The sequence below is a fragment of the Gordonia sp. (in: high G+C Gram-positive bacteria) genome (genome assembly GCF_052106715.1).
In the GTDB taxonomy this organism is placed as follows: Bacteria; Actinomycetota; Actinomycetes; order Mycobacteriales; family Mycobacteriaceae; genus Gordonia.
The window spans coordinates 19,063-31,726 of sequence record NZ_JBQEDL010000038.1 but is presented as its reverse complement, the minus strand read 5'-3'; the positions used below and the strand labels follow the sequence as shown (position 1 = coordinate 31,726).

Genomic DNA, 12,664 nt, shown 5'->3' with positions numbered 1-12,664 from the left:
AAACCCGGCCGCGGACTTGGTTGACCAGCTTGCCTGCCGCGGATCGCTGCTCCTTCGGGATGGATCCGAGCGCGCGGCGAGCGAGCGCGATCGGCGACCGGTCGCCGAAGTGCGCGGTCTTCGCGTGCGCCAACTCGTCGAGGTCAGCCGACGAATCGAACGCGGCGACCGCGTCGACGACAGCGGCCTCGAGTTGTTCATCGGTCGGGAACTCGTCAGCCGAGTCGGGCACTTCGTTGGGGTTCTGCGCGTCGGCCACCTGGCTCGCATCTCCTACACCTGCAGCGGAAAAGGACAGTTACAGCGTAATCGACCAGGCATTAGGCACGCAGGCCAGCCCGGACCGCGGAGGCCCGGAGGCCGCGTGTCATTCGTCAGACCTAAGTCAATGCCGACAAACGGGTGTCCGAACAGCTACATTTCTGATGATCGTGGCACGGTCGTGTTCTGCCGAATCGCCTGTGCCGCGTCGAGAGTTTGTGAGACTGGAGGAAGAAAGTGCCTGCGCAGCCTGGAGATGTGATCGCCGGATACCGAGTCCTCTCTCTGCTCGGCTCGGGAGGCATGGGCGATGTCTATGTCGTCGAACACCCCCAGCTAGAGCGCAAAGAAGCGATGAAGGTCATCTCCGTCGCGGGCGCCTCGAACCCCGACTTCCAACAACGGTTCGCCAACGAAGCACGCACCGCAGCGTCTCTGGACCATCCCAGCATCATCACCGTCCACAGTTACGGCGTCGACGACCGCACCACCTCCGAGAAGGCCACGGGCCTGCCCTGGTTCACCATGACCTACCTCGACGGGCCCGACATCGCATCAACGCGACTGACCCCCGCCGAGACCATCGGTGTCATCAGCCAAGTCGGCGACGGTCTCGACTACGCCCACGCCCGCGCGATCGTCCACCGCGACATCAAACCCGCCAACATCGTCATCACCCGCAACGCAGACGGCACCCTGGCCCGCGCTGTCATTCTCGACTTCGGCATCGCGCAACTATCCAACTCACCCCAGCTGACCGCCATGAACTCCGTCGTCGGAACCATGGCCTACACCGCACCAGAAATCATCTCCGGCCACCCCGCCGCCGCCCGATCAGACCAGTACTCCCTGGCCTGCACCACCTATCACGTCCTCACCGGACACGCTCCCTTCGAAGCAGACACCGCCACCGCACTGATGATGGCCCACGTCCAACAACCCCCACCGCCACTAGGGCAGGCACGACCTGACCTGGCCGCCCTGACCCCGGTCCTCAACCGCGCCATGGCCAAAGACCCCAACGCCCGCTACACGAACTGCCGCGAGTTCGCCGCCGAACTCCACCGCGCATTCACGCACGCTGGCGCAGGCACCACCGCCGCCATCGCACCCACCCCGGCACCGACGCCGCCGCCGGTGCCGCGTATGACCGCCAATCCCGGATTCGGCGCAGGCACCATGGGCCCGGGGAGCATCGGCCCCGTCGGCCCCGTCGGCATGGGACCGAACGGTCCGGGCGGCCCCAACGGCCCCTGGATTCCCAATCAGCCGCCACCGGGAAAGAGCAAGCGCAACCTCCTCATCGCACTCGCCATCGCCGCCGTCGCGGTCATCGCCATCGTAGGCACGTCACCGCTCTGGTGGCCCAGCAACGACGAACCCGCCGAGGCCTCGGCGAATCAATCGGTGGCGACGGCGTACGGAACGGTGTGTTCGGTGCACGAGGAACAGTTGTACTGCTGGGGCAACAACGCCAGCGGACAGCTCGGCGACGGCTCCACCGGTGATCGACGTACGGCTGCAAAGGTCGGGAGCCTGAGTGATGTCACTGCCGTCGCGGTCGGCGGCTATCTCACTGAGAGCAACACGTACGTGGTCACGACGTGCGCCGCCGCCAACGGCTCGGCGTACTGCTGGGGCAACAACCACTACGGTCAGGTCGGTGACGGCTCGGACGAACAGCGGACCACGCCGGTCAAGGTTCCCGGGCTGGAGAACGTCGTTGCGGTGACGACCAGCATGGGGGCGTCGTGCGCCGTCGCAGGCGACGACGCCGAACTCTATTGCTGGGGCAACGGCGAGTTCGGGCAGCTCGGCACCGGGAACACCGCTAAAAGCGTCAAAGCGCCGACCAAGGTTCCCAATCTGAAGAACGTCACGGACGTCTCCGCTGCGGGCGGCACCGTCTGCGCGGTCGCCGACGCCGAACTCCGCTGCTGGGGCGACAACCGCGACGGTCAGGTCGGTGACGGGTCCACGGAGCGACGGATGACCCCGGTCAAGATCGGTGTCCTCGAGGACGTCGACTCCGTGTCGTTGGGTTCATCGGCTTCCAAAAGGGACGATGGCGGGTGGACGTACTACTTCTACTCCTGCGCAGCCGCCGACGGTAAGGCGTACTGCTGGGGCAAGCACGCCGCCAAGCCCGGCACAGTCGAGGCCCCACAGGAGATCACCGGCGTCGACAACGTCGAGCAGGTCACCATGGATGTCGGCACCGCGTGTGCACTGACCGACGACGGCGCGGTCAAATGCTGGGGCAACAACAGATTCGGACAAGTGGGCAACGGCAGCTCCGACGACCCGGTCCGCGCACCGGCCGATGTCGGCTCAGTGTCCGATGTGCGCTATGTGGCGACCGGCACCAGCGTCACCTGCGTCACGACCGATGCCGACACGTACTGCTGGGGCACGAACACATCGGGCCAGCTCGGGAACCAGCAGGCACCGGCCGACAAGTCCGGCACACCGGTGAAGGTGGCGTTCTGACCGACTGGCGTATGCAGTCCGAGTCAGGAGTTCTGCACCCGTGCACTCGCGTATAGGCAGATGGCGCTCGCGGCAGCGAGGTTCAAACTCTCGGCGCGTCCTCGGATCGGAATCGACAGCCGGTGATCCGCATCGGCCAGCACTTCGTCGGGCAGGCCGTGCGCTTCGTTGCCGAACAGCCAGGCGTGCGACGACGCCAACGTCGCGTCAGCGTCGTCGAGCGACAGCTCACCGTCCATGGTCGTCGCGATGAGCGCCACGTGCGCCGACCGGATCTTCTCGAGCGCCCCGGCTACATCGGAGTCCCGCACCACCGGGATGTGGAAGACACTGCCCGCCGACGCTCGCACACTCTTCGAGTTGTGCGGGTCCACGCTGTCTCCGAGCAGGACCACCGCGTCCGCACCCATCGCGTCAGCACACCTCGTCAGGGTCCCGACGTTGCCGGGCTCGCGAGGCTCCACAGCGACGACGAGGAGCCGCGGGCCCGCGGCCAGGACGTCGGCGAGGGTCGCGGTCAGGAGGTCGCAGACGGCGAACACGCCCGGTGAGGTGGACGTCTCGGACAGCTTGGATGCCGCGCGATCGTTGACCCGGTGTATCGCAAGCCCGGCGGCGACGGCACGGCGCACGAGCGTCTCGTGCCGATCGGCGTCGCTGTCGCGTACGAGGAGTCGGGTAGCGCGTCCGGTGGCGAGCGCGGCGTCGACCGCGTTGAATCCTTCGACGAGGAAACGGTTCTCGGCGCGTCGGACCGCTGCCCGGTGAAGTTTCGCCAACGAAACGACCCGCGACGATCGTTCGGTGAGAACGTCCGTCGCGGGCCGCTGCGGTGACCGCGTGTTGTCGCGGCGGTCGGTCACGCCTCGCTCCGCTCGGCAGGCGAGGTCATGACCGGTGTCCGCTCAAGCCGTTCAGGCAGCAGGTGCGTTGACATCAGCGGGCAGTGCCGCACGCGCGACCTCGACGAGGCCGGTGAAGGCTGCCGGGTCAGTGATCGCGATGTCCGAGAGGACCTTGCGGTCGACCTCGACCCCAGCGAGCTTCAGCCCCTGGATGAGTCGGTTGTACGTGATGTCGTTCGCGCGCGCCGCGGCGTTGATACGGGTGATCCACAGCTTGCGGAAGTCCCCCTTGCGCTGACGACGGTCGCGGTACGCGTAGGTCATCGAGTGGAGCTGCTGCTCCTTGGCCTTGCGGTACAGGCGCGAGCGCTGCCCGCGGTAGCCCTTCGAGGCCTCGAGCGTTGCGCGGCGCTTCTTCTGGGCGTTGACAGCCCTTTTCACACGTGCCATTAGTCAGTAATCCTTTTACGTCGTCTCAGGGAAAGATCAGCGGTTGAGCAGTCGCTTGATGCGCGGTGCATCGTTCTCGCTCACAACAGTGGTGCCGTCGAGTCGGCGGGTGACACGCGACGACTTGTGCTCGAGGAGGTGGCGCTTGCCTGCCTTCTGTCGAACGATCTTGCCGCTTCCGGTCACCTTGAAACGCTTCGCGGTGCCCTTGTGGGTCTTGCTCTTCGGCATGGTTTTCCTTAAATCGGGCGAACTCGGGCAGCACCGGTGTACCGGAGCTATTCAAGTCCGCTAGGTGCGGTAGTTCTTGTGCTGTTTTACTCGGACGCCTGCTGGGCCTTGGCCCGAGTCTTCGCGCCCTTATGCGGTGCCAGGACCATCGTCATGTTGCGGCCGTCCTGCTTCGCCGAAGTCTCGACGAAACCGTATTCTGCGACGTCGTTGCCCAGTCGCTGCAGCAGACGGAAACCGAGCTCTGGACGCGACTGCTCGCGGCCACGGAACATGATGGTCACCTTCACCTTGGAACCCGCTTCGAGAAATCGGACGACGTGACCCTTCTTGGTCTCGTAGTCGTGGTCGTCGATCTTCGGGCGGAGCTTCTGCTCCTTGATGACGGTCATCTGCTGGTTACGGCGCGATTCGCGCTTCTTCTGCGCCGCCTCGTACTTGAACTTGCCGTAGTCCATGATCTTGCACACCGGCGGGCGTGCGTCAGGCGCAACCTCGACCAGGTCCAAGTCGGCTTCGTAAGCCAGGCGGAGCGCATCTTCAACACGCACGATGCCCACCTGCTCTCCCCCGGGTCCGACCAGACGGACCTCGGGAACGCGGATGCGCTCGTTGATGCGGGTTTCAGTGCTGATGTGGCCTCCTCGATAAATGTGTACTCACGTGGCCGGCCAGGAGAACTGGCAGCTCGAGGAGATCGAGACCGAACGAACACCGCCACGCGCCGGGCTCCACCGTCTGCGATCGCTCGCTGGTGGCGCTCCGTCGTCTCGCGACGGTGTGACCGGAACCGGACAACAACGCGGGTCTGCGACCCGTGCGTCGTACGGTGGGATTCGAAGTCCTCTTGCTACCCCGGCGTCAGCCGGAGCGGTCATGCTGTGAAAGTCTAACAGCCGTGAGCGCTAACTCCTATTCGACCGGCAGCCCCACCTCCGACGACGGGCATACGCACGTCGCACCGGGCGGGTCCACAGACGAGAACGTTCGCGAACTCGCAACCATTCCCGCCGTGGAGGTCACTACACGCGCGATCGTCATGCTGATGAGCGCGGCGGCCGAGAAGATCGGCCCCGAGGCCGGCGGCGAGCCCGAGCACCAAGACCTCCCCGAAGCGCGCGCCCTCATCACCGCACTCAGCGGCCTGGTCACTGCCGCCTCGGGCGACCTCGGACTGCACCGTAAGCCGATTCTCGACGGGCTGAGAGCCCTTCAACTCGCGTTTCGCGAGGCGTCGGCGTACCCGGATGAGCCAGGCGAGGGCCCGGGCGAGAAGTACACCGGACCGGTCAAGGGCTGAGAGGCCGCACCGCTCTACCGAACGCGGCCGCCCCGGATCGTCGGGGTCGCGTCTACGCTATCCGTATGACGTCTGCAGAGTCCTCGAACGGTGCTGACCGCCACTGGGCCGAACGCCATGGGTCTGACAACCACGGGGCTTACCAGGACGGGGCCGAGTACATCGATGCCGAGGTCGTCGAGCCCGCGACGTCGCCCGACTTCACCCCGACCGTGCACGGACCGACTGTCGAAGAGGCCACCGGCTACTCCGAGTCGGGCGTTCCGACGTTCGACTTCGTCCGCGACAAGATCGAGCACCGCACCGCGACCGCGGACGGCCGCCAGGTCCTCGCCGAGGCAGGTCACGAGGCGACCGAACTCGACGATGCGATGGCGAAACGAGACGAAGCCGCCAAGTCCAAACTGGACGAGATCCGTAGGTCGATGGGTTTGTGAAATCTTCGGCACTCAGATTCGGCCGTATGCCGAACTCGAGTGCCAGAGTTGTTCGTCACCGTTCATGCCCCGGTGAACGGCGGCACGGCGATGCATGGGACCGGCCTCGGATGCGCCAGATCGAGCGCGTTCAACACGAATGCCGCACTGCGCCGATTCGCGACGATCGACATGTGGTCCGAGTGATCGGCCGCGCAGCCGTTCTGGACGGTGATGTTCTCGACGTCGGTCCCGGGCGGCCCGTCGAGAATCCCCGAACTGAAAGGGGTGACGATCGTATCGTGACTGGTGACGATGTTCGTGTAGTGGACGCCGGGCAGGTACGGCGTTGGAAGTCGAACAGCGCGATTGAAGTCGAAGTCGGCGGGCGGGCTCGTGCATTCAGGGCAGGCCGGCCGGGTAAAACCTCTGACACCCAACGCTTTTCGAATCCGACCGACCATGTCGCCGAACTCATCGTCTTGGTCGGGCCCCTGCTTCCAATACGGTGCAAGCGAGATGTACGCATTCACGTGGCCTGCACCGCCCAGGTACTTCATCCAGTAGGTGGGGTGCTCGGTGCCCTGCGAGTGTCCGACGACGTCGAGTCGGTCCGAGCCGGTCGCCGCGAGAACTCGATCGGCGAAGATCTTCACCTGCCATGAACTGTCGACCTTTGGCCCGAGGCCGCCGACCGCGGAAGCGGGCCACCCGGCGCCGAGAGCTCCGTAAGTCGGCGCGAACACGCAGTAGCCTTCGCGGACGAGGACGGCTGCGAGGGTCGCCCAGTTCGTCTGCCTGCCTCCGCCGGTCCCGTGCAAGAGCATCACCGGACGCGGGTGCCGGTTCGGCGGCTCGCAGTGGAAGTCGTTGGTGCCGGGGAGTGAACCGCCGGGGTTCTGGAGTTCGGCGCGGATCCCGTCCATGAAGTTGTAGGTGATCGGCGTGGCCGCTGCGGGCGCCGGACGGACGAGAACCGGGGCGACGAGGGACAGAACCGCGATCGCAACGACGACCAAGACCCGCGACCGCAGCGAACGACCCATAGGCGTCAGATTAGACGATCCGAGCCAGGAGAACGACCGTCTGGCCGTCATCGCCCAGAACAACACTCGTCCGGTAGCCGTGCGCCACCGCGAATTCCTGCGCCGATTCCGCCTGGCTTCGATGCATCTCCAACGCGACGACTCCACAGGTCCGATCAACGCCGCACACCCGATCCTCGAAGCGCGCCAGGTAGTCGAGCGACTGCTTCAGCAGGAGTCGTACGGTATCGAGCCCGTCCGCGCCGCCGAACAACGCCCGCCGCGGTTCGTGGCCGGTGGCCTCGGCAGGCAGGAGCCGAGCCTGACTGTCGGGCACGTACGGCGGGACGGCAGCGATCACCGCCACGCGTCCCCGCGCCGGCGGTGGAAGCGCCGCGAGCAGTTCGCCCTCGTAGACGTCGGCGGCCGGGACGTTACGCCGCGCGTACATGAGCGCGCGGCCCTCGGCGTCGGCGACCATCACCGAAGTCTCGGGCATCCGGGCGCCGAGGACCGCGCCGATCGGAGCCACCCCACAGCACGCCTCGACGACGAGCAGGCCTCGCTCTGCGACCCGGTCGGCGACAACCTGTTCGACGACGACCTCTGCGAGAAGAAGCGATCGTCGACGGGGCACGAAGACGCCCGGACCGACGTGAAGGTCGAGTCCGTCGAACTCGACCCGACCGACGATGTGCTCTAAGGGCTCCCCCGCCCCGCGACGACGGACCCACTCGTCGACCTGCCTGTCGTCAGCCGCCCAACGACGCAGGACGCGCGCCTCATCGTCCGCGAACACGCAGCCCGCAGACCTCAGTTCGGCGACGACAGGGTCGATCAGCCAGCCTCTTCGACCCGCGGCAGAAGGTCGGCGATGAACCCTCCCGTATGCGACTCCGACACGGCCGCAACGTCTTCCGGTGTTCCTTGCGCTACGACGATGCCGCCGCCGTCTCCGCCTTCGGGTCCCATGTCGACGATCCAGTCGGCGGTCTTGATCACGTCGAGATTGTGTTCGATGACGATGACCGTGTTGCCCTTGTCGACCAGGCCGTTGATCACGAGCAGCAGCTTCCGAATATCCTCGAAGTGCAGGCCCGTCGTCGGCTCATCCAGGATGTACACGGTGCGACCCGTCGACCGCTTCTGTAGTTCGGCCGCCAACTTCACGCGCTGTGCCTCGCCGCCCGACAGCGTGGGCGCAGGCTGACCGAGCCGGACGTATCCGAGTCCGACCTCGACGAGCGTCTTGAGATACCGATGGATCGAAGTGACCGGTTCGAAGAAGTCCGCGGCCTCGTCGATCGGCATGTCGAGGACTTCCGCGATCGTCTTGCCCTTGTAGTGAACCTCCAGCGTCTCGCGGTTGTAGCGTGCGCCGTGGCACACCTCGCATGGCACGTACACGTCGGGCAGGAAGTTCATCTCGATCTTGATGGTGCCTTCGCCCATACAGGCCTCGCAGCGCCCCCCTTTGACGTTGAACGAGAAGCGCCCTGGCTGGTATCCGCGGACCTTCGCCTCCGTCGTCGCAGCGAACAACGTACGGATCTTGTCGAAGACACCGGTGTAGGTCGCCGGATTCGAGCGCGGCGTGCGGCCGATCGGCGACTGATCCACCTGGACCAATTTGTCGAGATGCTCGAGCCCTTTGATACGCGTGTGATGTCCCGGCACCTGACGCGCGCCGTTCAGTTTGTTCGCGAGGACAGTGGCAAGGATGTCGTTGACGAGCGTCGACTTTCCCGACCCCGAGACGCCGGTGACCACAGTGAGCACACCGAGAGGGAACGCCACGTCGATCCCGCGGAGGTTGTTCTCCCGCGCGCCGACGACCGTCACCTGTCGCTTCTTATCGACGGGACGACGGATCGCAGGCACCTCGAGCACCTCACGACCGGACAGGTAGGTGCCGGTCAGCGACCGCTCGTTGGCGAGCAGCCCGGCGTAATCGCCGCTGTGCACCACTTCGCCGCCGTGCTCGCCTGCGCGAGGACCGATGTCGACGATCCAGTCCGCTGCTCGGATCGTGTCTTCGTCGTGCTCGACGACGATCAGGGTGTTCCCGAGATCACGCAGTCGAACGAGAGTGTCGATGAGACGGCGGTTGTCCCGCTGATGCAGACCGATGGACGGTTCGTCGAGGACGTAGAGGACGCCTGCGAGACCTGCGCCGATCTGCGTCGCGAGCCTGATCCGCTGTGCTTCACCGCCGGAGAGCGAGCCGGCGGCACGGGAGAGCGACAGGTACTCGAGGCCGACGTCCAGGAGGAAGCGGATGCGCGCCTGAACCTCTTTGAGGACGCGACCCGCGATCGCCGCTTCACGTTCGCCGAGACGTAGCCCATCCAGGAACTCGGCACAGTCGGCGACGGACAGCGCGGTGACATCGGCGATCGATTTGGGTCCGTGAGCCGGGTGGTCGAGCGTCACCGCGAGGATCTCGGGACGCAGACGGGTTCCGCCGCATGCCGAGCACGGCACATCCCGCATATAGCCCTCGTACCGGTCCTTCATCTGCTCGGACTCGGTGGTGTCGGCCCGACGCGACAGGAACGACATCACGCCTTCGAACTCGGTGTAGTACGAGCGAACGCGGCCGTATCGATTCTTGAACCGGACGTGCACCTGGTGATCTGAACCGTTGAGCAGCGCCTTGCGCGCATTCTTCGGGAGTTGGTCCCACGGGGTGTCGACATCGAAACCCATCTGGTCGCCGAGACCCTCCATAAGGCGGAGGAAGTAGGCGGCGTTGTGTCCGGTGGACCAGGGTGCGACCGCGCCATCGCGCAGGGTGCTCTCGGCATCGGGGACGACGAGCGACTCATCGATCTCCTTCTGGACACCAAGGCCGTCGCACGTCGGGCACGCCCCGTACGGCGAGTTGAACGAGAACGCGCGCGGTTCGAGGTCGTCGATCGCGATCGGGTGCGCGTTCGGACAGGCCATCTTCTCCGAGAACCGGCGTTCTCGGTCCGGGTCGTCCTCGTCGAGGTCGACGAAGTCGAGCGCGATGATCCCGTCGGCGAGGCGCAGAGCGGTCTCGATCGAGTCGGTGAGCCGCTGCTTCGCCGACGGCTTCACCACCAGCCGGTCGACGACGACATCGACGTCGTGCTTCTCCTGCTTCTTGAGTTTCGGAGGGTCGGCCAATTGGTGGACGACGCCATCGATCCGCGCGCGGGCGAAGCCCTGCGTCTGCAGGTCGGCGAACAAGTCGACGAACTCACCCTTGCGGGTCCGCACGACCGGAGCGAGGACCTGAAACCGTGTGCCCTCGTCCATCTCCAAGATCTGGTCGACGATCTGCTGCGGCGTCTGTCGCTCGATCCGCTCGCCGCACTCCGGGCAGTGGGCGGTTCCGGCCCGCGCATACAACAGGCGGAGGTAGTCGTAGACCTCCGTGATCGTGCCGACGGTGGATCGCGGGTTGCGGTTGGTCGACTTCTGATCGATCGACACCGCAGGCGAGAGCCCCTCGATGAAGTCGACGTCGGGCTTGTCCATCTGTCCTAGGAACTGGCGGGCGTACGCCGATAGCGACTCCACGTAGCGTCGCTGCCCCTCGGCGAAGATCGTGTCGAATGCCAGCGACGACTTGCCCGAACCCGAGAGTCCGGTGAACACGATCAGCGAGTCGCGAGGCAGGTCGACGTCGACGCCACGCAGATTGTGCTCACGCGCGCCACGAACGATTAGCCGATCAACCACTACTTTTCCCTTACATCTGACAACAGTTCCCCCAAGTCGACAGACTACGCGGACCCTCCGACAGTTCTCGGCGCGCAGTGAGGGCGATCGCAGCGATCTGTAGCGGGTCAGACAGCTAGCCTTGATCTATGACGCAGCAGATCACAGTCTCCGACCAGTACACCGGCAACGTCTCTCCGGAGGGCGACGACCAGCGGAACACTGCGCAACGGCGCGATCTCGACAATGCGACTGTTGTAAAGGTCTCCGTCGGCCCGATGGACAACAACGCCTACGTGATCACCGACAAAGCCACCGGTGCAGCGCTTCTGATAGACGCGGCCAACGACGCAAATGTGCTGTTGGCTCTCGCCGAACAGATTTCGGGCACAGTCGGTCAGATCGTGACCACACACGGTCATCCCGATCACTGGCTCGCCCTCGACGAGGTCCGCACCGGTCTCGGCGTGCCGCACGCTGTGGGCGCCGACGACGCCGGGGCGCTTCCGATCGAGGCCGATCGACTCCTGTCCGATGGCGACACCGTGACAGTCGGCGACCTGGTGCTCGACGTGATCGGCATCGTCGGTCACACCCGCGGCTCGGTGGCCCTGGCACTCACCGAGTCGTCCGGGCGCGTCCATCTGTTCACCGGCGACTCTCTCTTCCCCGGCGGAGTGGGAAAGACCTGGGAGCCCGGCGACTTCGACCTGCTTCTCGGCGACGTCGAGACGAAACTGTTCGGCCGGTACGGCGACGACACGCCCGTCTACCCGGGCCACGGTGTCGACACGTCATTGGGTGCGGAGCGGCCGAATCTCCCCCAGTGGCGCGAACGTGGCTGGTGAACACTTTCTGGACACGCGACGCCAGATCGGTAATGTCAAGCACGATGGCGTGCTTGAGCCGATGGTCGTCCGACCAGCGGCCTTCGCTTTGAGCACGGTGTCTGTCAACGTAGACGAGACGAAAGGCTGATCTACATGATTCTCCGACGAATTGCCCGCCCGCTACTCGGCGCAGCCTTCATCGCGTCAGGAGTCGAAGCGGTGCGTGCGCCGTCCGGGCCCGCACGAACTGCCGAACCACTGCTCGAGCAGGTTCCGGCTGAGGCGGAGACCGTCATCCGCGTGTCGGGTGCTGTGCAGATCGGTGCGGGCATCGCCCTGGCTGCAGGCAAGGCGCCGCGTGTCGCGTCGACGGTCCTCGCAGGCACTCTTGTGCCGACCACTGTGTTCGCAAGCGACTTCTGGAACGAGACCGACCCAGTCCGTAAGAGCGCCAAACAGTCCGACTTCATCAAGAACGTCGGCCTGCTCGGCGGCGTGCTGATCGCGTCGGCCGATACCGAGGGGCGGCCGTCCCTGGGTTGGCGAGGCCGGCGCGAGATCGGTCGGGCGCGCGGAGCGGTCGTCGACGCCCTGCCGAGCAGCTCGGAGACGTCGCATGCCTGGGACGGCGTCGCCCGGCGCGCCGAGGGTCTGACCCACGATGTCGCCGATCGCATCCCGATGGACACGATCGCATCGCAGGCCTCACGACTGTCCGAGACCGCGAAGTCGCAGGCGCACGATGTGGCCGAAACCGTCTCCGACCGCGCTCCGGACGTCTTCGAGAAGGTCCGCAGCCGCGCCGAGGGACTCGCCGCGGAGGTCAGCGATCGTGCGCCCGACGCCGCAGCCCGCGCCCGCGAGCTCGCCGAACGGTCGCAGGTGAAGGCAGCTGAGCTCGCTGAGCGCTCCCAGGAGAAGGCTTCCGAGCGCGCTGAGCAGGCCGCCGGGCGTGCGGCAGGCTGGCGACGCAAGATCCGCAGCTGACCACAGAACCCAGCGCCACTCACGAGGGCGGTCGTGTCCTACCAATCGGATCAGCGTCGGTCGGGGCCGGCCGCCCTTGTCGTGATCGCCCCGTCGTGGCCGCCCCGTTGTGGTGCCTGCGAGTTCTCTCCTCGGTGGC

The 12,664-nt window shown here is 65.8% G+C and carries 12 protein-coding genes and 1 pseudogene; 5 read left to right on the top strand and 8 right to left on the bottom strand.

The window, feature by feature from the left end; all coding sequences use genetic code 11:
* Positions 1-232: pseudogene (locus tag ACTIMF_RS16195) on the bottom strand (phenylalanine--tRNA ligase subunit alpha); the annotation flags it as partial.
* A 266-nt stretch (positions 233-498) separates the two neighbouring features.
* Here ACTIMF_RS16195 and ACTIMF_RS16190 point away from each other — a divergent pair.
* The gene (locus tag ACTIMF_RS16190) at positions 499-2,751 is read left to right on the top strand and encodes a protein kinase domain-containing protein (protein WP_442351313.1); all 2,253 of its coding nucleotides are present in this window, start codon (positions 499-501) and stop codon (positions 2,749-2,751) included.
* Positions 2,752-2,774: 23 nt separating this feature from the next.
* Here the strand turns inward: ACTIMF_RS16190 and ACTIMF_RS16185 are convergent, their stop codons facing one another.
* From ACTIMF_RS16185 to infC, 4 genes are all read right to left on the bottom strand, one after another.
* On the bottom strand, positions 2,775-3,614 hold the full coding sequence (locus ACTIMF_RS16185) for a TrmH family RNA methyltransferase (RefSeq protein ID WP_442351312.1): 840 nt from the start codon (positions 3,612-3,614) through the stop codon (positions 2,775-2,777).
* 51 nt (positions 3,615-3,665) lie between these two features.
* Complete coding sequence (gene rplT / locus ACTIMF_RS16180) at positions 3,666-4,046, bottom strand: 50S ribosomal protein L20 (RefSeq protein ID WP_442351311.1); 381 nt, start codon at positions 4,044-4,046, stop codon at positions 3,666-3,668.
* Between the two features lie 36 nt (positions 4,047-4,082).
* Positions 4,083-4,277 (bottom strand): 50S ribosomal protein L35, encoded by a 195-nt coding sequence (gene rpmI, locus ACTIMF_RS16175; RefSeq protein WP_009678672.1) that lies wholly within the window; start codon positions 4,275-4,277, stop codon positions 4,083-4,085.
* Positions 4,278-4,363: 86 nt separating this feature from the next.
* Complete coding sequence (infC, locus tag ACTIMF_RS16170; protein WP_442351315.1) at positions 4,364-4,930, bottom strand: translation initiation factor IF-3; 567 nt, start codon at positions 4,928-4,930, stop codon at positions 4,364-4,366.
* A 245-nt stretch (positions 4,931-5,175) separates the two neighbouring features.
* Here infC and ACTIMF_RS16165 point away from each other — a divergent pair, with 245 nt between their 5' ends.
* Together ACTIMF_RS16165 and ACTIMF_RS16160 are read left to right on the top strand one after the other, a co-directional pair.
* A complete protein-coding gene (locus ACTIMF_RS16165; protein WP_442351310.1) occupies positions 5,176-5,577 on the top strand; it encodes a DUF1844 domain-containing protein in 402 nt (133 codons plus the stop codon).
* Positions 5,578-5,642: 65 nt separating this feature from the next.
* Positions 5,643-6,014: a hypothetical protein gene (locus ACTIMF_RS16160; protein WP_442351309.1), complete on the top strand. Its 372-nt coding sequence runs from the start codon at positions 5,643-5,645 to the stop codon at positions 6,012-6,014.
* 62 nt (positions 6,015-6,076) lie between these two features.
* Here ACTIMF_RS16160 and ACTIMF_RS16155 read toward each other — a convergent pair whose 3' ends face one another.
* Genes ACTIMF_RS16155 through uvrA form a run of 3 tightly spaced genes read right to left on the bottom strand, consistent with a single transcriptional unit; the run spans position 6,077 to position 10,729 of the window.
* Entirely contained in the window at positions 6,077-7,039 is a 963-nt protein-coding gene (locus ACTIMF_RS16155; RefSeq protein WP_442351308.1) for an esterase/lipase family protein, read from the bottom strand.
* 10 nt (positions 7,040-7,049) lie between these two features.
* Complete coding sequence (locus ACTIMF_RS16150; RefSeq protein ID WP_442351307.1) at positions 7,050-7,817, bottom strand: N5-glutamine methyltransferase family protein; 768 nt, start codon at positions 7,815-7,817, stop codon at positions 7,050-7,052.
* 38 nt (positions 7,818-7,855) lie between these two features.
* A complete protein-coding gene (uvrA, locus tag ACTIMF_RS16145) occupies positions 7,856-10,729 on the bottom strand; it encodes an excinuclease ABC subunit UvrA (protein ID WP_442351306.1) in 2,874 nt (957 codons plus the stop codon).
* A gap of 128 nt (positions 10,730-10,857) precedes the next feature.
* Between uvrA and ACTIMF_RS16140 the strand changes: the two genes are divergently transcribed.
* On the top strand, positions 10,858-11,556 hold the full coding sequence (locus ACTIMF_RS16140; RefSeq protein WP_442351305.1) for an MBL fold metallo-hydrolase: 699 nt from the start codon (positions 10,858-10,860) through the stop codon (positions 11,554-11,556).
* 135 nt (positions 11,557-11,691) lie between these two features.
* Entirely contained in the window at positions 11,692-12,525 is an 834-nt protein-coding gene (locus ACTIMF_RS16135; protein ID WP_442351304.1) for a DoxX family protein, read from the top strand.
* Positions 12,526-12,664 lie beyond the last annotated feature (139 nt).